Below are 21,130 nucleotides of genomic sequence, written 5' to 3' on the forward strand. Positions count from 1 at the left end.
AAATCAACAGCGGTGTTTAACAGAGCCATTATATAAAAGAAGAGACACCGCTATTTGTGTGTCTCTTCTTTTATGAACATTTTCCTACAGCTTATGTATTTATATTGTTTAGAACTGGATAAAATTATATACTATGTTAATGTGTAGAGTTTTATAGACTCTATGGAAAGGAGTCATCTTTATGAATGAAAAGCAAAGAATAGAATCACAGAAAGTAGTCGCTGGAAATCCAACAGACAAAAAATCTGCTAAAGATTTCAGCAAATACTTTGAAAGCGTATATATCCCACCTTCCTTGAAGGATGCTAAGAAGCGCGGAAAAGAAGAAGTGAACTATCATAATGATTTTCATATTTCAGAAGAATTTCAAGGCTTGGGAAACAATAAGAAATTCTATATCCGCACATATGGCTGTCAAATGAATGAACATGATACAGAAGTAATGGCTGGTATTTTTCTCGGTTTAGGCTATGAACCAACAGATACAGTAAATGATGCGGATGTCATCCTTTTGAATACCTGTGCTATAAGGGAAAATGCCGAAAATAAGGTGTTCGGTGAATTGGGTCATCTAAAGACCTTGAAAAAACACCGTCCGAACCTGCTGATCGGTGTTTGCGGATGCATGTCCCAAGAGGAATCAGTAGTAAATAAGATTCTTAAAACCTATAATCAGGTTGACATGATTTTCGGTACACATAACATTCACCGTCTTCCAAACATACTTAAAGAAGCGTATATGTCAAAGGAAATGGTTGTCGAAGTTTGGTCCAAAGAGGGCGATGTAATCGAGAACCTTCCAAAGGTCCGTAAAGGTGAAATCAAAGCCTGGGTCAATATCATGTATGGCTGTGATAAATTCTGTACGTATTGCATCGTTCCTTACACGCGCGGGAAAGAAAGAAGCCGCCGTCCAGAAGATATCATTCAGGAAGTCCGCCACCTGGCAGCACAAGACTATCAGGAAATCACTCTTCTTGGACAGAATGTCAATGCCTATGGCAAAGATTTTGAGGATATGACGTATGGACTTGGAGATCTAATGGATGAAATAAGAAAAATAGATATTCCAAGGATCCGCTTTACGACAAGCCATCCAAGAGATTTCGATGACCGATTGATCGAGGTTCTTGGTAAAGGTGGAAACCTGCTTGATCATATTCATCTGCCGGTACAGTCGGGAAGCTCCGAAGTGTTGAAGATGATGGCACGAAAGTATGACAGAGAGCGCTATCTTGAGCTTGTTGGCAAAATTAAAGCGGCAATGCCTAATGCTTCCCTGACTACAGATATCATCGTTGGATTCCCGAATGAAACGGAAGAGCAGTTTGAAGAAACACTTTCACTGTATCGTGAAGTGGAATTTGACACAGCTTATACTTTCATCTATTCTCCTCGGGAAGGGACTCCTGCTGCCAAGATGGTCGACAATGTTCCATTGGAAGTGAAAAAAGAGCGCCTGCAGCGCTTGAATGCACTTGTCAATGAGATCTCGGCGAAAAAGCTTAAAGAGTATGAAGGTCAAGTGGTGGAAGTGCTGGTAGAAGGGGAAAGCAAGAAAAACCCTGATGTATTGGCAGGATATACAGAAAAAAGCAAATTAGTGAATTTCAGAGGACCTAAATCTGTTATCGGCAAGTTGATAAAAGTAAAGGTAACAAAAGCGAAAACCTGGACACTTGATGGTGAACTGGTAGAAGAAGCATTGGAGGTATAAGGATTATGGCAAAATATACAAAAGCGGACATCGTTAAAAGAGCAAAAGAATTGGCACAAATGATCTCGGAAACCGAAGAAGTGGATTATTTCAAGCGTGCAGAAGCGCAGATCAATGAAAACCAAAAAATCAAGGAAATGGTTGCAAGTGTTAAGAGCCTGCAAAAACAAGCGGTGAACTTCCAGCATTACGGCAAGCAGGAAGCTCTGAAGAAAACAGAAGAAAAGCTCGATAATCTGTTAAAAGAATTGGATGAGATACCGATTGTCCAAGAATTCAAAAACTCCCAGCAAAGTGTGAATGACCTATTGCAGCTTGTTTCATCTGCCATCTCAAATAAGGTTACAGATGAAATCATCGTAGCTACAGGTGGAGACGTCCTTCGCGGAGAAACCGGATCCTATGTGAAAAACAGTCACGGCGGTTCATGCAACTGATCGAATGAATCAGAATAAAATAAAAGAAGCAGCAGGGGCTCCCTGCTGCTTCTTTTCGTAATTCGTCTACCCCCTCCTCCTCTTATAAAAATTCCTAAAAAATAGGCACATATCTCGGCAAGCTTGCATACAATGAACTATACGTTAATGTGTTAGAAATTATAGGTTACATTTTTAAAGCCATTAAAGCACAATAGTCATTTAACCCGCATAGGATGAAATGAAGATTGTCATGAGGAGGGTGTATGCTCGAATGTCTGAATACAGAGAAATTATCACAAGAGCAGTTACCGGTAAAGGTAGAAAATTTACGCAGTCTAAACATACGATTAGTCCCTCGCATCGTCCTACTAGTATTTTAGGATGCTGGGTCATTAACCATAAGTATGATGCGAAGAAAGTGGACGACACAGTTGAAGTGGCAGGACAGTATGATATCAACTGTTGGTTTTCCCATAGTGACAATACTAAAACCCAGGTTGTCACAGAAACTGTCTCCTATACGGACGTCGTAAAGCTCCGCTACAAGGATGACAATAGTATCGGTGATGAGCATGAAGTAGTTGCGCGCGTTCTGCAACAGCCTAACTGCTTAGAGTGCAGCATATCTGATAGTGGTGGTAAAGTAGAGGTTCAAGTGGAAAGAGAATTTCTTGCTGAAATCATCGGTGAAACAAAAGTTGTAGTGGAGGTACATCCTGAAACTTCTACAGATGATGAGGATTGGGATGTGGAAGACGAGGATTTCGAAGATCTTAACCCTGACTTTATCGTCGACGGATACGAAGAGTAAGAAGATTACTAGGGAGGCCACTTCCTAGTTTTCTTTTGTTTCTTTGTTGTTTACCTCGACCTTTTTGTCTTTTTTCTTCCTTTTTGAACTTACTATAAGCTCCATTTGAAATATGATATAATAAAATAGCAAAAACAATGGAGAATGGTTGGGGATAACATGGCTTCTTATACGCCTATGATACAGCAATACTTAAGAGTGAAGGCAGACTACCAAGATGCCTTTTTATTTTTTCGTCTTGGAGATTTTTATGAAATGTTCTTTGAGGATGCAGTTAAGGCGTCACAGGAACTTGAAATTACATTAACGAGCCGTGATGGCGGGTCCAAGGACAGGATTCCGATGTGCGGGGTCCCGTACCATGCAGCTCCAAACTATATAGAACAACTGATAAATAAAGGATATAAAGTGGCGATTTGTGAACAGGTCGAAGATCCGAAGCATACCAAGGGTGTCGTGAAGCGGGAAGTGGTCCAGCTAATAACACCTGGTACGGTTATGGAAGGAAAAGGACTTAGTGATAAACAGAACAACTTCCTTACGACATTATCCGATTTTGGTGATGAAACATTTGGATTGGCATTTGCGGACCTGTCGACCGGGGAAATACATACGACCATCATCTCCGGTCCTGAGCAGCAGCTGCTGAATGAGGTCTATTCAATTGGAGCGAAGGAAGTCGTGGTAGATGAAAATTTCCCGTCGCACATTACACAAATGCTTAAGGAGCGTATGGTTGTCACGTTCTCCTATGAGCAATCAACAGAGATACCTCCGGAATTCTCACGTATTGCGGACAAGCTGGAACAGGAAAAGCTGCTTATTTCTGTAGGACGACTATTAAACTATCTGATAAGGACCCAAAAACGGAGTCTCGAGCATCTGCAGCCAGCTAAATTCTACGAGTTGGATCGGACCATGAAAATAGATCTGTTTTCAAAAAGGAATCTGGAGCTGACGGAAACCATCCGTTCCAAAGGAAAAAAGGGCTCCTTGCTTTGGTTGTTGGATCAGACTGTAACCGCCATGGGGGGGCGCCTGTTAAAGCAATGGGTGGACAGGCCCCTAGTCAACAAACAAGAAATAGAAGCCCGTCTAGAGCTGGTAGAGGTTCTATTGAAGGAATATTTTACAAGACAGGAAATAAGAGAGCTCCTTAAAGAAGTCTATGATCTCGAACGGCTGGCGGGACGTGTGGCTTTTGGGAATGTGAATGCCCGCGACCTCGTGCAGCTTAGAAAATCGTTATCGCAGATTCCTGCATTAAAAGGGGAGATCAAAAAGCTTCCGATCCTCACGGACAGTGTATTGGAAAATATGGATGAATGCACGGAGTTGACGGGACTTTTGCAAGACAGTCTTATCGAACAGCCTGCCCTTTCCGTCAAAGAGGGAAATATGATGAAGGATGGCTTTCATGGGGAGCTGGACAAATACAGGGATGCACGAAGGAACGGGAAGACCTGGATTGCGGAGCTTGAAAAGAGGGAGCGCGAGCTTACGGGCATCCGTTCGCTGAAAATAGGATACAATCGGATTTTCGGTTACTATATTGAGATAACAAAAGCAAACCTGGCAACTTTGCCCGAAGGTAGATATGAAAGAAAGCAGACTCTCGCAAATGCGGAACGCTACGTGACAGAGGAGCTTAAAGAGAAGGAAACGTTGATACTAGAAGCGGAAGAAAAGATAGTGGCATTGGAATATGAGTTGTTTTTAAAATTAAGAGAAGAAGTGAAAGTCTATATTCCAAGGCTTCAAAAGCTCGCAAAGGCAGTAAGTGAAATCGATGTCCTGCAATGCTTTGCGACAATCAGTGAAGAGCGGCATTATACAAAGCCGATATTCAATGATGAGCGTAGGGTCCATATCAAGGATGGCCGACATCCTGTAGTGGAAAAGGTAATGGATTCCAATGAATATGTGCCAAACGATTGCTGGATGGATAAGGAAAACGAAATGCTGCTCATTACAGGGCCTAACATGTCAGGTAAAAGCACGTACATGAGACAGGTTGCCCTTACTGCAATCCTGGCTCAGATTGGCTGCTTTGTACCTGCAACTGAGGCATCCCTTCCCATCTTTGACCAGATTTTCACAAGGATCGGTGCGGCGGATGATTTGATTTCTGGGCAGAGCACCTTTATGGTAGAGATGCTTGAAGCGAGAAATGCGATCGTTTATGCAACGCAGAATAGCTTGATACTATTCGATGAGATTGGCCGCGGTACCTCCACTTATGATGGAATGGCGCTTGCGCAGGCATTGATAGAATATATCCACGATAAAATCGGGGCAAAGACGTTATTTTCTACCCATTATCATGAACTGACCACATTGGATCAGGCCCTTGATAAGCTGAAGAATATTCATGTCAGTGTCGTCGAGCAGAACGGAAAAGTCGTGTTTCTTCATAAGATGAAGGAAGGTCCGGCCGACAAGAGTTATGGTATACATGTTGCGGAGCTTGCGGAACTGCCAAAGGAACTGATAACCCGTGCCCAGGTCATACTCGAGCAGCTGGAAGCGGAACCTGACTCCCGTCCTACACCTGACACGGAAAAACATATGGTAAATGAAAGTGCAGATCCACTTACCCAGCTATCTTTTTTCGAAGTGAACGAAGAACGCCATGGTTCAGAAAAAATGAGTAAAGTTGAAACCCAGGCAATCGAGAAGTTAAGGAAAATGGATCTTCTTGATACGACACCTTTAGATGCGTTAAATAAACTATATGAGATTCAAAAGCTGTTAAAAATCAAAAAGTAACGGAAAGGAGGGGAATCAGATGGGTAAGATCATTCAGCTTGATGAGAGCCTTGCTAATAAGATTGCGGCCGGGGAAGTGGTCGAACGGCCTGCATCCGTTGTAAAGGAGCTAGTGGAGAATGCGATCGATGCAAACTCCACCATCATTGAAATAGAACTGGAAGAGGCCGGTCTGACAAAGATCCGGGTCCTTGATAATGGGGATGGAATGGATCAGGAGGATTGTGTGACTGCCTTTCAAAGGCATGCAACCAGTAAAATAAAGAATGAAAACGATCTGTTTCGTATAAGGACGCTTGGTTTTCGCGGTGAGGCCCTTCCGAGTATCGCTTCCGTATCCATATTTGAAATAACGACAAGTACAGGAGACGGTCCTGGGACCCTTCTGAAGTTCAAAGGTGGTCACCTTGAGGTAAAGGAGCTGGCCAGTAGTCGCAAAGGGACGGATATCGTGGTTGAGCATCTCTTTTTTAATACGCCCGCAAGATTGAAGTATATGAAAACCATCCATACCGAGCTCGGGAACATTACGGATCTGGTAAACCGGTTGGCACTTGCTCATCCTTCCATTTCCTTTCGACTGAGTCATAACGGGAAGCGGATGCTCTCCACAACAGGAAGCGGGGATAGCCTGCAGGTGCTTGCGGCGATCTATGGAATGAATATCGCAAAAAAAATGATCCCTGTGTCCTTCTCTTCACTGGATTTTGAAGTTAGAGGGTATATTGGTCTACCTGAAACCACCAGAGCATCGAAAAACTATATTTCCACCATCATCAATGGAAGAAACGTGAAAAACTATACCATTATAAGAGCCATACAGGAGGGGTATCATACCCTTTTGCCGATAGGGCGATATCCTATTTGCTATCTGCAGGTGGATATGGATCCATTGCTTGTCGATGTAAATGTGCATCCTGCAAAATTGGAAGTGCGGCTTAGCAAGGAAGAAGAACTTTATCGCCTCATAGCAGATGGAATTAAAGCATCTTTTCAGAGCAGACAGCTCATTCCTTCCAATGCACCGATTAAAACGGCAAACACCCGTAAGGAAGAAAAGCCGTTGCAGCAAACATTTACACTAGAGCATAAGCTAGAGCGATTGGAAGAGGCGCCAAAGGTTGAAAAGACATTATTCACCTCACCAACAATCCCTTATGTTCCAAAAGAGAGTGAAGAAGACACCCTGTTAAAAGAGAAGATTGAATCAGGTTGGACATCTCTAGAAGAGGAAGTTGAGCAAACGGTGGAGAAGGAAGGTATAATTGTTGAGGATATATCGACAAGAGAAGTGGACACCACCGAATCCGCTCCATCGAGAATTCCTCCACTCTATCCGATCGGCCAGATGCACGGCACCTATATTTTGGCTCAAAATGAAAATGGGCTTTATCTGATTGATCAGCATGCTGCCCAGGAAAGAATCAACTATGAGTATTATTACAAGAAGCTTGGGCAGGAAGAACGGAATCTTCAGGAACTGCTTGTCCCGCTTACGATCGAATGCTCCCTGGATGAGTATTTATTTTTAGAAGAGAATGCCTCGGAGTTTCGCGAGGTTGGAGTATTCCTGGAGCCTTTCGGTCACCAAACATTCATTGTCAAGGCACATCCTGTCTGGTTTCCAAAAGGGGAAGAGCGCGAGATCATCGATGAAATGATAGAGCATGTGATGGATAAAAAGAAAATAAAACTGTCCGATCTACGGGAAGAGGCGGCCATCATGATGAGCTGTAAAGCGGCAATAAAAGCAAATCATCATTTAAGGCCTGAGGAAATCACTGCACTGCTGGATACGCTCAGAAAGGCAGAAAATCCATTTACATGTCCTCATGGACGACCTATCTTGATTCATTTTTCCACCTATGATATGGAGAAAATGTTCAAGCGGGTGATGTAGAGAGACAAATTGCCCACATTTTCATTAAATGTGGGTTGAACCCATAAAATTGTGGGTATAATGATATCTTGTGATACAGATTAGTTGAGAGAGTGAATGAATGTTGGGAGAAAAGAAAAAGGTAATTGTCATTATTGGGCCGACAGCGGTCGGGAAAACGAGATTAAGTGTGGAATTGGCACAAAGAGTCAATGGGGAAATCATCAGTGGGGATTCCATGCAGATCTACAAGGAAATGGATATAGGGACAGCCAAGGTTTCAAAAGAGGAAATGCAAGGAGTCCCGCATTACCTGATAGATGTAAAAGAGCCTACTGAACCATACTCTGTTGCTGAATTCCAACAGGAAGTAAGAGAACTGATCGATAGGATCTCGGTAAAAGGTTGTATTCCAATCATCGCTGGAGGAACAGGACTATACATACAATCCGTCTTGTTTGACTACCAATTTTCTGATGTTGGAAAGAATGAAGAAATACGTATGCGACTTGAAAGGCAAGTGGAGGAAGAGGGGATGGATGCAGTCTATGGTGAACTGCGGAAAATCGACCCCGTCAGTGCAGCAAACATCCACCCCAATAATGTCCGCAGGGTGATCAGGGCGCTGGAAGTCTTTCATACTACAGGCAAGACAATGGCTGAATTCCAGGAATCACAGGAACAGGAGCTATTATATGATGTTGCATTTGTCGGTTTAACAATGGACCGGGAAGCATTATATGATAGAATCAATCTGAGGGTGGACCTGATGGTGGAGCAAGGCCTTTTTGAAGAAGTGGAGTCACTCTACAAAAAAGGTATACGAGATTGTCAATCCATTCAGGCAATTGGTTATAAAGAGCTCTATCGCTATTTCAACGGAATGCTTACAAAGGAACAGGCAATAGATGCCCTGAAGCAAAATTCAAGAAGATATGCAAAACGGCAGTTGACATGGTTCCGTAATAAAATGGATGTTACGTGGTTTGACATGACAGATGCCGTTTTTGAGGACATCTTAGAGGAAATTTTTTTATTTGTAGCAGGAAAGCTCCAACTTGAAGCGAATAAGTAAGAAATATAGAGATAAGAGGAGGACGAAAAGATGAAGCAATCGATTAATATCCAAGATCAGGTTCTGAACCAACTAAGAAAAGATAGCACAGGTGTTACGGTATTTTTATTGAATGGGTTCCAACTTCGAGGATTGATTAAAGGGTTTGATAATTTCACTGTGCTGTTAGAGACCGAAGGCAAGCAACAGTTGATCTATAAACATGCCATATCCACTTTTTCTCCGTCCAAAAATGTCCAAATAGAAACAGAAGCTTAAAACCAGCATATTTGCTGGTTTTTTTATTTCCTCTATAAGGACTCATGTTTCATCTTATATTTACATATAGTTAGTTAATAAATGGAGATATTCTTTTCAATTATTCAAAAAAATTCCCCATTATTTCTCGGGAAAGCGCATAATATGACAAGATTGTCAATAGAATGTTGAAAAGATTAGTAAAATGTAGAAAGAAATCGAATCAAGGTAGAAATATAGGTAAATAGATTGGTGTTTGTCGTATTTACAGCAGGAAATGGAACCAGGTTCGGACGGAATGAGAGGTGAATGCGCATGGAACAATCGATGACCAATCAGAACGGGAAAATAAATATCGTCCTTAACGGGCAGAAAAAGCCGATTAAAGTCACTCATATCCTGCCGATCGAAGAGCAGTACACATATCCCAAACATGCAATATTAAGGGATATCGAGAGAGAGATGGGGGAACTGGTCGGCCTGCAGGAGATGAAAAAGGTAGTCAAGGAAATTTATGCTTGGATCTATGTTAATAAAAAAAGGGAAGAGGCCGGGTTGAAGGCGGAAAAACAGGTCTTGCATATGATGTTCAAAGGAAACCCCGGTACCGGAAAGACAACGGTGGCACGTCTTATCGGGAAATTGTTTTGTGATATGAACGTTCTGTCCAAAGGACATTTGATCGAAGCGGAACGCGCAGATCTGGTCGGGGAATATATCGGACATACAGCCCAGAAGACACGTGACCTCGTTAAAAAAGCCATTGGCGGGATTTTGTTTGTTGATGAAGCATACTCATTGGCCAGAGGTGGAGAAAAGGATTTTGGCAAAGAGGCCATTGACACTCTCGTCAAGCATATGGAAGATAAACAACATGACTTCATACTGATACTTGCTGGATATCAGCGGGAAATGGAGGAATTCCTTCGAACCAATCCCGGTCTTGTATCCAGATTTCCCATCATTGTAGATTTTCCGGATTATACTGTGGATGAATTGATGGAAATTTGTATGCGGATGTTAAAGGACAGGGAGTACCTTTTAAGCAAAGAAGCGGAATGGAAGCTCCGTGAACATCTGAATCAGATGAAATCCGTCATGCTTCCTTCAGCCTTCAGCAATGGACGATATATCAGGAATATCATAGAAAAGTCGATCCGCACTCAAGCGATGAGACTGTTGATGGTAGATAGGTATGAGAAAATGGAATTGATGACGATCGAAGGCAAGGATCTGATACTGCAATGAAAATAAAAAGCAAGCGAAGGGCCGTTGGCGTTCTTCCGCTTGCTTTTTTTGAAATGTCCCATTACCCGATATTCTTCTGAGCATTTTCTATATCTTCATTTATTATGTCAGCAGTCAATTGGCCGGATAGAGTGACCATAGGTACACCGCCACCTGGATGTGCGGAGCCTCCAACGAAATATAGATTGTCCAGCAGTTTGCTTCTGCTTGGAATCTTGAATCCTCCATTTTTCTTCCTGTCCGTAACGACACCGTATATGGAACCTCCGTTTGCACCATATAGGTTTTGAAGGTCATTTGGTGTAAAGCAATATTCGAACTCGATTGATTTTTTCAGATCATTCATACCCATTCTTTCAAGCTTATCGAGTATCAAGCCGCGATAAACGTCCTTGTATTCTTCCCACGTTTCCCCCTCCTTTAATGGAGGCACATGTGTGAGGACGAATAGGTTATCTTTCCCTTTCGGTGCCTGAGTAGGATCGCTTTTTGATGAAGCCCCGATATAGATGGTAGGATCCATGGCAGGGATGCCCTCATTAAATATGTCATGAAATTCCTTTTCCGGATCATTGGAGAAAAAGAAATTATGGTGTGCTAGCCCTTCATATTGCTTATCGGTTCCCAATAATAAAACCAGGCCTGAAACAGTAGGTGCATATTTGCTTAAGTCTTCCTGCGCCTTCCTGGAATTCGGAAGATCCTTCAGGAGGTTTTTATAGGCAGGGATCGCTTCGAGATTGGACACCACGATGTCGGCATGATACTCTTCCCCGTTTTCAAGTCTTACCCCGGTAGCCTTCCTTCCGTCATTCAATATCTGTTGTACGGATTGGTTCAACTTGAACTCCACCTGTAATTCGTTCAAAAGCCGTTCCATGGCTTCGGCGATTTTGTACATGCCGCCTTTCACATAATAGATCCCCAGCCCAAGTTGCACATGCGTCAATTGGGACAGGACGGCAGGGGCGTGGTACGGTGAGGATCCTATATACATGATCATGAAGTTAAAAAGCTGCTGAAGATGCTTATCCTCAAAATATTTTTTTGTTATCTGATCCATCGACTTCATAGGGTCCATTCCGATCAGTTCCTTTAAATTATGAAGGGCCCTGAGTTCATTGAGTCCTGATAGACTCTTTTTGTAAAAGCTCTTCAGGCTGTACTCATACATTTTGCTGCAATAGTTCAGATATTCAAAGAATCCATTTGCGTCCTTTGTGGATCGGGACTTGATTTGCTCGAGCATCCTTGGTAGATCGCTTGTTACATCAATCGTGGTGCCATCTTCAAAGAATGTCCTCCATTGAGGTTCGATGCGTTCTATTATGATATAGTCGTGGACATTCCTATCGGCACTTGCAAACAGTTGCTCCAGCACCCATGGCATCGTGAGGATGGAAGGTCCTGTATCGAATGTGAACCCATTTCCGCTTCGTTTATTAAGTTTTCCACCGAGCCGTTCCCCTTTCTCTAACAGTTGAACATGGTAGCCGTCTGCTGCAAGGCGGATGGCAGCTGACATTCCACCCAATCCTCCACCGATGACAATTACTTTTTTTGACATCTAAACTCCTCCTTATGAAAAGTAGAAAATTTGACTAGACTAAAAACACAAACGTCTGTTGGTGATACTGCTCTCAACTTTCCATTTTGCCCTTAACTAAGAATCATAAACAGCAAAAATCTTTTTTTGAAAGGAGAAATGAAGGATGACGCTACTCACTTTCATGACGATTATCCTAAACTATGTACTTTTCTATCAGATCCCTCATTTTCACAGAAGTAGTCAACTTGAAGCTGATACACTAAGAGGTCTTTCTGTCATTATTCCTGCACGAAATGAAGAGAATAATATATACAGGTTATTAGCTTCCCTGCAACCTTACCTGGATAAGGTGAAGGAGATTATTGTAGTTGATGACCATTCAACGGACAGGACCTCAGACATTTCAAAATCCTATGGAGCTACAGTGATTAGTTTAGAGGAGCTTCCAAAAGGCTGGTTCGGGAAATCTTTCGGTTGCTGGAACGGTGCAAGTGCATCGAGTGGGGAAATCCTGCTCTTTTTGGACGCGGATACGACGGTTGAAGAAAACGGTCTCGAAAGGTTGGTTGCTTGCATAAAAGCGCATGGGGGGATGATTTCGGTCCATCCTTTCCATAAAATGAAACGGCCTTATGAAACATTATCCGCCTTTTTTCATTTAGTCATCATGGGTGCCCTGGGTGCTTTTCTGCCATTCAAGAAAGCCCGGGCTGTCTATGGTGCATTCGGCCAATGCGCGCTTATCAGCCGAAGTGATTATTTCAGGTTTGGCGGGCATCAGGCGATTCAAGGAGAATTGATGGAAAATATGGCATTTGGCGCTTTAATTGCAAGGCGGGGTGGTTCGGTTCGGGCATATACCGGCAAAGGGGCAATCAGTATGAGGATGTATCCCGAAGGTCTCTCATCTTTGGTAAAGGGATGGAGCAAAAGCTTTGCCTCCGGAGCTGTTCGCACCGATTTTCGCTATCTTCTATTAGTATCCATATGGCTGGGAGGGTTGGTGACGTTCATCGTGAATACACAAGAACTGTCTCTGCCTTGGTTCATCTTCATCTATGGGATTCTATGTTGTCAATTATGGAGGGTGCTAAGGAATATAGGTGACTTTAAATGGTATATGGTATTAGGTTTTCCAATCTGGCTTGTATTTTTTATGGTCGTATTTGGATATTCCTGTTTCCGGACCTTTTTCACAAAAAATATCGTTTGGAAAGATAGAAAAATGGATTTATAAAATAAGTGAAAGGATGGTGGCGGAATGTTGTTTGAATTATCCGCTTTGGAGGGGACCCTCGTAAATATAGTTGCATGGCTCATCATTCACCTTGGTGTGGCCTATATTTGCAATATGATTCCATCTTGGTGGCTCAAAGAGGAGAGGGAATGGTTTGAAGAAAAGTCCTGGGAGAATGTATTCTATAAAAGAATCATGATTAAGAAGTGGAAGGACTTTGCTCCTGATGGTTCTGCAATTTTTACAGAGTCCTTTCCTAAGAGAAATCTATCGAGTAAATCTTTTTTTTATCTCCATCAATTTATTTTGGAAACAAAAAGAGGGGAAGTAGCGCATATCCTTTCCATTTTTCCTGCAATTTTGTTCTTTTTGTGGAACCCTCCGACTGTTGGGTTGATCATGGTTATGTATGGCCTGCTTGCTAATCTGCCTTTTCTATTCATACAAAGATTCAATCGGTTCCGACTCTTAAGGATTCTGGGGAAAGCAAAAAAGATGACGATTCAATCGCCATCTTCTCCATATTCATCCTCTTCAAGCAGGGAATGCTAAGCTTGCTGCTGGAGGGATCTGTTCGGCAGTCTCCATTTATACGTATAGGAGAGAACCCGCAGTAGCACAATGAAAACAAAGAGCACATACAATTGCCAAGGGGAGCTTGTAATTCCGAATGCAATTGCAAGCCCGGCAAGTATGGCCCAAGCTGCATAGATTTCTGCTCGAAGGACCAAGGGCTTTCTGCCTGCCAGAAGGTCACGGATGATTCCGCCCCCACTACCGGTTAAAACAGCTGCAACGACGACCGCGCTGATCGGGTGGTTCATATTGGTCGCATAAAGCGCACCTTGTATGGCGAAAGCGGCCAATCCGATGGCATCAAAGAAGTTGCCCCATTTCCGCCAATGGCGCAACAGATTATTTGGAAATAAAAATACCGCAGTCATTGCCACTAATGCTACCTGAAAAAGCATCCCTTGGTCCCAAAGGGCAGATATCGGTACGCCTATCAATAGATTACGGACGGCTCCCCCACCGAATGCTGTCACTATACCTAATATATATACACCGAGAATGTCATACTCTTCCTCCATGGCAACTATTGCGCCACTGATCGCAAAGGCAATCGTCCCGATGATACTGAAGACTTCCCAAGTCATTTTATCACGCTCTCTCTCTTGCTAAACAATAAAGCCTTCCTGATTTTATATAGAAATGTAGGGGAAATCAATAGTTTACAAGAAATATTAGAGAAATAAGCAATATTTTGATATGATTAGATGAAACTTTCAATTTACATACATGGTAAAGATCATTATAAATATTATTAATTTTTTGGATAGTGGGGTATCGCGCTTGAACGAGACGCTAAACACAGAAAAAGAACAAGTCATTTTAATCGGCTGCCAACTGCCTAATATGGAAGAGGAAACCTTCCTATACTCAATGGAGGAGCTTGAGTCCCTGACGAAGACGGCAAACGGGGAAGTGCTCGTTACGCTCACACAGAAACGGGATCGGATCCACCCAGCCACCTATATCGGAAAAGGTAAGATAGAAGAACTCGTCCAGTTGGAGGAGGAGCTCGAGCCGGATATCATCATTTTCAACGGTGAGCTTTCCCCAAGTCAGAATAGAAACCTTTCCAAACTGCTTGGAGCGAGAGTTATCGACAGAACCCAGCTTATCCTGGACATTTTTGCACAAAGGGCAAAATCGAAAGAAGGTAAGCTACAGGTAGAATTGGCGCAGCTGCAGTACCTCCTGCCTCGTCTTGGCGGAAAAGGAGTGGAACTTTCAAGGCTCGGTGGAGGAATAGGTACAAGGGGACCCGGGGAAACCAAACTGGAATCTGACAGAAGGCACATCAATCGGAGAATCGTTGATATAAAACAGCAGCTTACTTCCATAGTAAGCCATCGGGAGCGTTACCGTGAACGCAGAAAACGCAATCAGGCGTTCCAGCTTTCATTGGTTGGCTATACGAATGCGGGGAAGTCCACCATTTTCAATCGGCTGACAGAAGCGGGAACGTTTGAGGAAAACCTCCTTTTTGCAACCTTGGATCCGACTACAAGAAAAGTGAGTCTGCCATCAGGATTCCAGGCACTTTTGACTGATACGGTCGGATTCATCCAGGATCTTCCGACGTCTCTCGTGGCGGCGTTCCGTTCCACGTTGGAGGAAGTGACCGAAGCTGACATTATCCTGCATGTCGTTGACAGTTCAAGTCCGGATCATGTTAATCATGAGAAGACGGTTGATAAGCTTTTAAAGGAGCTTGGCGTAGAGGGGATACCCGTCCTAACCATCTACAACAAAAAAGATCAGGTGACAGAATCCTTTGTCCCCTCCTATAATGAAGAAATGCTGCATATCAGCGCATTGGATAAAGGAGATATCCATGCCCTTGTCGATAAAATTGAAATGATGATGGTAAAAGAGATGAACCCTTACCATATATTCGTCCCATCCGAAGAAGGCAAATTAATGTCTCAACTGAAGCAGGACACCATTGTCCGCAAGCTGGAGTTCGTAGAGGAAAAGGATGGATACTTGATGGAAGGGTACTATTTCGACAACTCAAAATTGTCTACAGAGATAAAAAATAGAAAGCGAAATTAGAGGAGAATAAGCATGTTTCAATTATTACAGCACGGGGAATCGATAAAACCACTAGTAACCAAGGTGGAAAATCAACTTCAAGAACTTTTTAAGCAAGTGGACTCGAATATCGAAACCAATCAATTCAGGGTTCTGCAAAGTTTTCAGCAGAACAGGGTAAGTGACTCACATTTTATCCCTACGACCGGCTATGGCTATGATGATAGCGGAAGGGATACGTTGGAAAAGATCTATGCCGGAGTGTTCGGAGGGGAAGCGGGCTTGGTCCGTCCTCAGATCATCTCTGGCACCCATGCCATTTCCATCGCTTTATTCGGTGTGTTGCGCCCTGGAGATGAGCTTGTCTATATGACCGGAAAGCCTTATGACACATTAGAGGAGATCGTTGGCATCCGAGGGACTGGTGTTGGTTCCCTGAAAGAATTCAATATTGACTATAAAACCGTTGAACTGAAAAATAATCGTGGAATCGATTGGGAAGCTGTCAACGATGCCATCACGCCGAAAACAAAGATGATCGGTATCCAGCGTTCCAAGGGTTATGCAACACGTCCTTCTTTTACAATAGAAGAAATCAAGGAAATGATCGCATTTGTAAAGGAAATCAAGCCGGATGTGGTAGTATTTGTCGATAACTGCTATGGGGAATTTGTGGAGAGGATGGAACCTTGTCACGTTGGTGCCGACTTGATTGCAGGCTCTCTCATTAAGAATCCCGGTGGCGGAATTGCCAAGACCGGCGGTTATATTGTCGGTAAGAAGGAGTTGGTGGAGGCATGCTCGTATCGGATGACTTCACCTGGAATCGGAGCTGAAGCAGGGGCATCCCTGTACAGTCTTCAGGAAATGTATCAGGGCTTTTTCCTTGCCCCCCATGTGGTAGGACAGGCGTTGAAAGGCGCGATGTTCACTGCGGCGTTTTTAGAGGAGCTCGGTATGAATACTTCCCCAAGTTGGGATGCACCAAGGACCGACCTCATTCAATCCGTTCAATTTGATGATAAGGACAAGATGATTGCATTCTGTCAGGCGATCCAATATGCATCCCCTGTCAATTCTCATGTCACCCCGTATGCGAACTATATGCCAGGTTACGAAGATGATGTGATCATGGCAGCAGGTACCTTCATTCAGGGTGCAAGCATCGAGCTCACGGCAGACGGTCCTATCCGTGCACCTTATGTGGCCTATGTGCAAGGCGGTCTTACTTATTCGCATGTGAAGATTGCTGTGTGTACAGCGGTGGATCATCTTATAGGAAAAAAATTATTGGAGATTTAAAAGTAAGAGCTCTCTTTAAAGAGGGCTCTTTTAATGTTTTCATTTATTATGGATAGGCTATAGTAATAAGGGGCATCCACCATCTATAAGGTACATAATAAACTAAATCCTAAATTTCAAAATCCATGTAAGAAAACCTAACATGTTGTTGACAGATTATCTAACATGAGATAAACTTAGGTTAACTTCACAGGAATCAGTGAAAGGAGGATTTGGAATGAGTGACAATATCAGACGCTCAATGCCTTTATTCCCAATAGGAATTGTCATGCAGCTCACGGAATTGTCCGCTCGGCAAATCCGTTATTACGAAGAGAATGAATTGATTCACCCTGCACGCACTGAAGGGAATCGCCGACTTTTTTCTTTCAATGATGTGGATACGCTACTTGAAATCAAGCATCTGATTGAACAAAAGGTTAACATAGCAGGAGTCAAGCAATTGATGGCCATGAAAAATCAGCAGGCAGCACCAGCCCCGGAAGTGGTTGAAAATGCTGCAAAGCCTGATCTATCGGACGAACAACTTCGAAAGCTATTGCGAGCAGAAATGATGCAAGCCGGAAGACAGAATCGAACCAGTCTTCGCCAAGGAGACATGTCTCGGTTTTTCCATTAATTTTTTGAGTTATTTAGTAAGTTTCATTAAAAACTAACATAGTAAAAATTCTGAGGAGGAACATGTAAATGGCTAAGTATACACAAGAAGATATTAAACGCATCGTTCAGGAAGAAAACGTAAAGTACATCCGTCTTCAATTCACTGACATCCTGGGTACCATCAAGAACGTGGAGATCCCTGTCAGCCAATTGGAAAAGGCTTTAGATAATAAAATGATGTTCGATGGTTCATCCATTGAAGGGTTTGTACGTATTGAAGAATCAGATATGAACCTATATCCTGACCTGGATACTTTTGTGGTATTCCCTTGGACTTCCGAAAAAGGTAAGGTTGCCCGTTTTATCTGTGATATATACAATCCAGATGGAACTCCATTCGAAGGGGATCCACGTGCGAATTTAAAGCGTATGATCAAGGAAATGGAAGATTTAGGATTCTCAAACTTTAACGTTGGACCAGAGCCAGAGTTCTTCCTATTCAAGTTAGATGAAAAAGGTGAACCTACTCTAGAATTGAATGATAAAGGCGGATACTTCGACTTAGCTCCAACTGACCTTGGTGAAAACTGCCGTCGTGACATTGTTCTTGAGCTTGAGGAGATGGGCTTTGAAATCGAAGCATCCCACCACGAAGTAGCTCCTGGACAACACGAAATCGATTTCAAATACGCTGATGCGATCACAGCTTGTGATGATATCCAAACATTCAAGCTAGTTGTAAAAACAATTGCACGCAAGCATGGATTACATGCAACGTTCATGCCTAAGCCGTTGTTCGGTGTTAACGGATCTGGTATGCACTGCAACCTTTCCTTATTCAAAGATGGCGAAAATGCTTTCTATGATAAGAATGGTGATTTAGAGTTAAGTGATAATGCAAGACATTTCATTGCAGGTATCATTAAGCATGCTACAAGCTTTACAGCAGTAACCAACCCTACTGTAAATTCATACAAACGTCTAGTACCTGGATATGAGGCTCCTTGTTATGTTGCATGGTCTGCACGTAACCGCAGCCCATTGATCCGTATCCCGGCATCCCGCGGCATCTCCACTCGTGTTGAAGTGCGCAGTGTAGACCCGGCAGCGAACCCTTACCTTGCAATGGCGGTATTATTGCAAGCAGGACTTGACGGAATCAAGAATAAATTGGAAGCTCCAAAGCCAATTGACCGCAACATCTATGTAATGAACAAAGAAGAGCGCGTAGCTGCAGGAATCGCAGATCTTCCGGCAACACTAGCTGCTGCACTTGAAGAATTGAAATCCAACGAAGTAATCCAAGCCGCTCTTGGTGAGCACTTGCTTGAGCACTTCATCGAAGCGAAAGAAATAGAGTGGGATATGTTCCGCACACAAGTTCACCCTTGGGAACGCGACCAATATCTGTCTCAATACTAATAAAAATGAACCCCTTGACGTCATCGGCGTTGAGGGGTTTTTTTGTTGTGGAATCCCTTGACTACGGGAAATCGGTTAATGGCTATATTTTTCTCATATTCAAATGTGCTAAAATTAAGAAAAATATAAGTTATCTGCATTATGGGGGATTTGAGATGGAAATTATCGTGACGTCGGAAAGGGTCTTTTTAAAAGTATTTGATAGTAATGATATTGAGGCTGCAAAATCCTTTTGGGGAGATCAAGAGGTAATGAATTTCTGTGGAGGAGCCACTCCATATGAAAATTTACCGAGAGTATTGGAATGGTACCGTAAGTGCCATGAGGAAATTGGATTGTCGGTCTATGCAGTTGTAGAAAGAGCTACTGGAAAAACAATTGGTGCAGCAGGATTCAACATAAAGGGAACACTCGATGACATTGAACTGATCTATCATTTTTCAAAATCAAGCTGGGGAAAGGGCTTTGCATCAGAAGCTGCAATTGCCAGCGTAGAATTTGCTAAAAAAAATAGTAAAGTGAAAAAGATACATGCATCTGCTGACCCTAGTAATGCCGGTTCATTAAAGATATTGGAGAAAGCCGGTCTACATTTTCTGGAGACGAGATGGTTTGATGATACGAATCGGGAAGAACCATATTACGAGCTAAAATTATAATTACTTCTAATTTATACAAAAGAGTAGTTTCCTCCCTTAGAAAGACTCTTTTTTCTTTTTCATCCCAGATAGAAATTCGGACCTGTATGATACATCGAGTAATAATTATCCTCCTGAAAAAATATGATGGACTATCTACACTTTTTAGGAGGCGCAGGAATGTCGAAAAGAACGGAGCAGCAGTTAACGGCAGATATGTTGGAGAAATATTACGAGTACAACAAGAAGAAAAAAGAAATAGAAGCAGAAATGAATCATTTAAAGGAAGTATTCCATCAATACTTTGACCATCAGCTTGGTTCAGATGACAAGGGAGAGGTGCTGTTGGGAGGCTTTAAGCTTCAAAGGCAGGTTAGAAAGACAGAAAAGTACAGGGAAGACACCACCATAAAACGTCTGGAAGAATTAAAGATGGAAGATTTGATTCAAGTAGTGAAAAAGCCTGATGAAGCAAAAATCAAATCGGCCATCCAACTGGGATTGTTGAAAGAAGAGGATTTGGAAGGGTGTTTGACAACTTCGACCTCTTTGGCGATTTCCGTCAAGCCAGTTACTCCGAGATAAAGTCTTGAAAACAAAAATAGCCACAGGGAGGAATTATTATGTCAGAAGCGCCAATCAGACCGGTATCCAAAGGGGCTTGGTTCCGGGTTGTATTCTTGGTTCTTGCATTAGTCAATCAGGTTCTGGTAATGATGGACAAATCACCGATTCCTGTCAGTTCAGAGCAGTTAGAACAGCTATATACGCTAACATGGACTGTTGTGGCATCGCTTATTGCCTGGTGGAAGGATAATGATTGGACAGAAAAAGCCAGAAGAAGGGTAAAGTAAATGTCAAAAAAGAGCCAACAGCATTTGTTGGCTCTTTTTTAGTGGATGTTACGATATACGCCTATCACCTTACCAAGGATACTCACATTACGAACAATGATCGGTTCAAGTGTGGAGTTTTCCGGTTGAAGCCGGATATAGTCTTTTTCTTTGAAGAAGCGTTTTACAGTTGCTTCATCGTCCTCTGTCATGGCCACGACAATATCACCATTATTGGCAGACTGCTGTTGGCGTACTATGACATAGTCACCATCAAGGATTCCGGCTTCGATCATGCTGTCTCCCATGACTTCGAGCATGAAAACCTGCTCATCTGGTGCAACATAGCGGTCAGGCAGCGGGAAATAGTCCTCGACGTTCTCAATGGCTGTGATTGGTTGACCGGCAGTTACTTTACCGATGATCGGTACATTGACTGCAGAAATCCTTGGTGTCATTTCGTCTTCCATATCTCTGATCTCGATGGCTCTTGGCTTAGTAGGGTCACGACGAATAAGTCCTTTGCTCTCTAAGCGTGCCAGATGTCCGTGGACTGTGGAGCTTGAAGCAAGTCCCACCGCTTCGCCTATTTCTCGGACGGATGGGGGATAGCCTTTGTCCTGTACTTCTTTTTTAATGAAATTCAGGATATCTTGTTGCCTTTTTGATAGTTTCATATTCCGCACCTCTATCATTAATATTATGAATAGTATAGCATGTTCGCACCGAAAATACAAACATAAGTTCGAATAATTGACAGGAATATTTGTTCGCATGATAATAAGTAATCTAG

At 42.8% G+C, this 21,130-nt stretch carries 20 protein-coding genes; 17 read left to right on the forward strand and 3 right to left on the reverse strand.

Going from position 1 to position 21,130, the window contains the following annotated elements; all coding sequences use genetic code 11:
• The first annotated feature begins 181 nt into the window (after positions 1–181).
• From miaB to spoVK, 8 genes are all read left to right on the forward strand, one after another.
• The gene (gene miaB / locus JOC95_RS04445; protein ID WP_204413829.1) at positions 182–1,717 is read left to right on the forward strand and encodes a tRNA (N6-isopentenyl adenosine(37)-C2)-methylthiotransferase MiaB; all 1,536 of its coding nucleotides are present in this window, start codon (positions 182–184) and stop codon (positions 1,715–1,717) included.
• Between the two features lie 5 nt (positions 1,718–1,722).
• Positions 1,723–2,154, forward strand: coding sequence for a YlbF/YmcA family competence regulator (locus tag JOC95_RS04450; protein ID WP_204413830.1), 432 nt, complete (start codon positions 1,723–1,725; stop codon positions 2,152–2,154).
• A 253-nt stretch (positions 2,155–2,407) separates the two neighbouring features.
• A complete protein-coding gene (gene cotE, locus JOC95_RS04455) occupies positions 2,408–2,947 on the forward strand; it encodes an outer spore coat protein CotE (RefSeq protein ID WP_204413831.1) in 540 nt (179 codons plus the stop codon).
• 159 nt (positions 2,948–3,106) lie between these two features.
• Positions 3,107–5,716 carry a DNA mismatch repair protein MutS gene (gene mutS / locus JOC95_RS04460; RefSeq protein WP_204413838.1) on the forward strand — a complete coding sequence of 870 codons (2,610 nt, stop codon included), beginning with the start codon at positions 3,107–3,109 and terminating at the stop codon, positions 5,714–5,716.
• A gap of 19 nt (positions 5,717–5,735) precedes the next feature.
• Complete coding sequence (gene mutL, locus JOC95_RS04465) at positions 5,736–7,616, forward strand: DNA mismatch repair endonuclease MutL (protein ID WP_204413840.1); 1,881 nt, start codon at positions 5,736–5,738, stop codon at positions 7,614–7,616.
• Positions 7,617–7,719: 103 nt separating this feature from the next.
• On the forward strand, positions 7,720–8,670 hold the full coding sequence (miaA, locus tag JOC95_RS04470; protein WP_204414677.1) for a tRNA (adenosine(37)-N6)-dimethylallyltransferase MiaA: 951 nt from the start codon (positions 7,720–7,722) through the stop codon (positions 8,668–8,670).
• 30 nt (positions 8,671–8,700) lie between these two features.
• Positions 8,701–8,928: an RNA chaperone Hfq gene (hfq, locus tag JOC95_RS04475; protein WP_204413848.1), complete on the forward strand. Its 228-nt coding sequence runs from the start codon at positions 8,701–8,703 to the stop codon at positions 8,926–8,928.
• 294 nt (positions 8,929–9,222) lie between these two features.
• A complete protein-coding gene (spoVK, locus tag JOC95_RS04480) occupies positions 9,223–10,155 on the forward strand; it encodes a stage V sporulation protein K (protein WP_204413850.1) in 933 nt (310 codons plus the stop codon).
• Positions 10,156–10,216: 61 nt separating this feature from the next.
• Here the strand turns inward: spoVK and JOC95_RS04485 are convergent, their stop codons facing one another.
• Positions 10,217–11,722, reverse strand: a complete 1,506-nt coding sequence (locus JOC95_RS04485; RefSeq protein WP_204413852.1) for a phytoene desaturase family protein — start codon at positions 11,720–11,722, stop codon at positions 10,217–10,219.
• Positions 11,723–11,867: 145 nt separating this feature from the next.
• Between JOC95_RS04485 and JOC95_RS04490 the strand changes: the two genes are divergently transcribed.
• Together JOC95_RS04490 and JOC95_RS04495 are read left to right on the forward strand one after the other, a co-directional pair.
• A complete protein-coding gene (locus JOC95_RS04490; RefSeq protein WP_204413854.1) occupies positions 11,868–12,941 on the forward strand; it encodes a glycosyltransferase family 2 protein in 1,074 nt (357 codons plus the stop codon).
• A gap of 24 nt (positions 12,942–12,965) precedes the next feature.
• Complete coding sequence (locus tag JOC95_RS04495) at positions 12,966–13,493, forward strand: glycosyl-4,4'-diaponeurosporenoate acyltransferase CrtO family protein (RefSeq protein ID WP_204413856.1); 528 nt, start codon at positions 12,966–12,968, stop codon at positions 13,491–13,493.
• Here JOC95_RS04495 and JOC95_RS04500 read toward each other — a convergent pair.
• Complete coding sequence (locus JOC95_RS04500) at positions 13,490–14,098, reverse strand: trimeric intracellular cation channel family protein (RefSeq protein WP_204413857.1); 609 nt, start codon at positions 14,096–14,098, stop codon at positions 13,490–13,492. The two genes, JOC95_RS04495 and JOC95_RS04500, sit on opposite strands and share 4 nt — an antisense overlap.
• 259 nt (positions 14,099–14,357) lie before the next feature.
• Between JOC95_RS04500 and hflX the strand changes: the two genes are divergently transcribed.
• The 7 genes from hflX (at position 14,358) to JOC95_RS04535 (ending at position 20,358) form a co-directional block, all read left to right on the forward strand.
• Positions 14,358–15,563: a GTPase HflX gene (gene hflX, locus JOC95_RS04505; protein ID WP_239582734.1), complete on the forward strand. Its 1,206-nt coding sequence runs from the start codon at positions 14,358–14,360 to the stop codon at positions 15,561–15,563.
• A gap of 12 nt (positions 15,564–15,575) precedes the next feature.
• The gene (locus JOC95_RS04510) at positions 15,576–16,844 is read left to right on the forward strand and encodes a methionine gamma-lyase family protein (RefSeq protein ID WP_204413862.1); all 1,269 of its coding nucleotides are present in this window, start codon (positions 15,576–15,578) and stop codon (positions 16,842–16,844) included.
• 217 nt (positions 16,845–17,061) lie between these two features.
• Positions 17,062–17,463: a MerR family transcriptional regulator gene (locus JOC95_RS04515; RefSeq protein WP_204413864.1), complete on the forward strand. Its 402-nt coding sequence runs from the start codon at positions 17,062–17,064 to the stop codon at positions 17,461–17,463.
• A 68-nt stretch (positions 17,464–17,531) separates the two neighbouring features.
• On the forward strand, positions 17,532–18,866 hold the full coding sequence (gene glnA / locus JOC95_RS04520) for a type I glutamate--ammonia ligase (protein ID WP_204413869.1): 1,335 nt from the start codon (positions 17,532–17,534) through the stop codon (positions 18,864–18,866).
• 155 nt (positions 18,867–19,021) lie between these two features.
• A complete protein-coding gene (locus JOC95_RS04525; RefSeq protein ID WP_204413875.1) occupies positions 19,022–19,525 on the forward strand; it encodes a GNAT family N-acetyltransferase in 504 nt (167 codons plus the stop codon).
• Between the two features lie 159 nt (positions 19,526–19,684).
• On the forward strand, positions 19,685–20,089 hold the full coding sequence (locus JOC95_RS04530; protein ID WP_204413876.1) for a hypothetical protein: 405 nt from the start codon (positions 19,685–19,687) through the stop codon (positions 20,087–20,089).
• A 38-nt stretch (positions 20,090–20,127) separates the two neighbouring features.
• Positions 20,128–20,358, forward strand: a complete 231-nt coding sequence (locus JOC95_RS04535; protein WP_204413877.1) for a phage holin — start codon at positions 20,128–20,130, stop codon at positions 20,356–20,358.
• A gap of 38 nt (positions 20,359–20,396) precedes the next feature.
• Here JOC95_RS04535 and lexA read toward each other — a convergent pair whose 3' ends face one another.
• On the reverse strand, positions 20,397–21,014 hold the full coding sequence (gene lexA / locus JOC95_RS04540) for a transcriptional repressor LexA (protein WP_204413878.1): 618 nt from the start codon (positions 21,012–21,014) through the stop codon (positions 20,397–20,399).
• Between the last annotated feature and the right edge of the window lie 116 nt (positions 21,015–21,130).

This window comes from Sutcliffiella tianshenii (genome assembly GCF_016908565.1).
GTDB classification, from domain to species: domain Bacteria; phylum Bacillota; class Bacilli; order Bacillales; family Bacillaceae_I; genus Sutcliffiella_A; species Sutcliffiella_A tianshenii.

Coding starts and splice junctions, on each gene's coding strand:
- glnA (WP_204413869.1), top strand. CDS start 17,532: ATGGCTAAGTATACACAAGAAGATATTAAACGCATCGTTCAGGAAGAA.
- JOC95_RS04495 (WP_204413856.1), top strand. CDS start 12,966: ATGTTGTTTGAATTATCCGCTTTGGAGGGGACCCTCGTAAATATAGTT.
- hfq (WP_204413848.1), top strand. CDS start 8,701: ATGAAGCAATCGATTAATATCCAAGATCAGGTTCTGAACCAACTAAGA.
- mutL (WP_204413840.1), top strand. CDS start 5,736: ATGGGTAAGATCATTCAGCTTGATGAGAGCCTTGCTAATAAGATTGCG.
- JOC95_RS04510 (WP_204413862.1), top strand. CDS start 15,576: ATGTTTCAATTATTACAGCACGGGGAATCGATAAAACCACTAGTAACC.
- miaB (WP_204413829.1), top strand. CDS start 182: ATGAATGAAAAGCAAAGAATAGAATCACAGAAAGTAGTCGCTGGAAAT.
- spoVK (WP_204413850.1), top strand. CDS start 9,223: ATGGAACAATCGATGACCAATCAGAACGGGAAAATAAATATCGTCCTT.
- JOC95_RS04530 (WP_204413876.1), top strand. CDS start 19,685: ATGTCGAAAAGAACGGAGCAGCAGTTAACGGCAGATATGTTGGAGAAA.
- JOC95_RS04500 (WP_204413857.1), bottom strand. CDS start 14,098: ATGACTTGGGAAGTCTTCAGTATCATCGGGACGATTGCCTTTGCGATC.
- cotE (WP_204413831.1), top strand. CDS start 2,408: ATGTCTGAATACAGAGAAATTATCACAAGAGCAGTTACCGGTAAAGGT.
- JOC95_RS04490 (WP_204413854.1), top strand. CDS start 11,868: ATGACGCTACTCACTTTCATGACGATTATCCTAAACTATGTACTTTTC.
- JOC95_RS04515 (WP_204413864.1), top strand. CDS start 17,062: ATGAGTGACAATATCAGACGCTCAATGCCTTTATTCCCAATAGGAATT.
- JOC95_RS04525 (WP_204413875.1), top strand. CDS start 19,022: ATGGAAATTATCGTGACGTCGGAAAGGGTCTTTTTAAAAGTATTTGAT.
- mutS (WP_204413838.1), top strand. CDS start 3,107: ATGGCTTCTTATACGCCTATGATACAGCAATACTTAAGAGTGAAGGCA.
- JOC95_RS04485 (WP_204413852.1), bottom strand. CDS start 11,722: ATGTCAAAAAAAGTAATTGTCATCGGTGGAGGATTGGGTGGAATGTCA.
- JOC95_RS04450 (WP_204413830.1), top strand. CDS start 1,723: ATGGCAAAATATACAAAAGCGGACATCGTTAAAAGAGCAAAAGAATTG.
- lexA (WP_204413878.1), bottom strand. CDS start 21,014: ATGAAACTATCAAAAAGGCAACAAGATATCCTGAATTTCATTAAAAAA.
- hflX (WP_239582734.1), top strand. CDS start 14,358: ATGGAAGAGGAAACCTTCCTATACTCAATGGAGGAGCTTGAGTCCCTG.
- JOC95_RS04535 (WP_204413877.1), top strand. CDS start 20,128: ATGTCAGAAGCGCCAATCAGACCGGTATCCAAAGGGGCTTGGTTCCGG.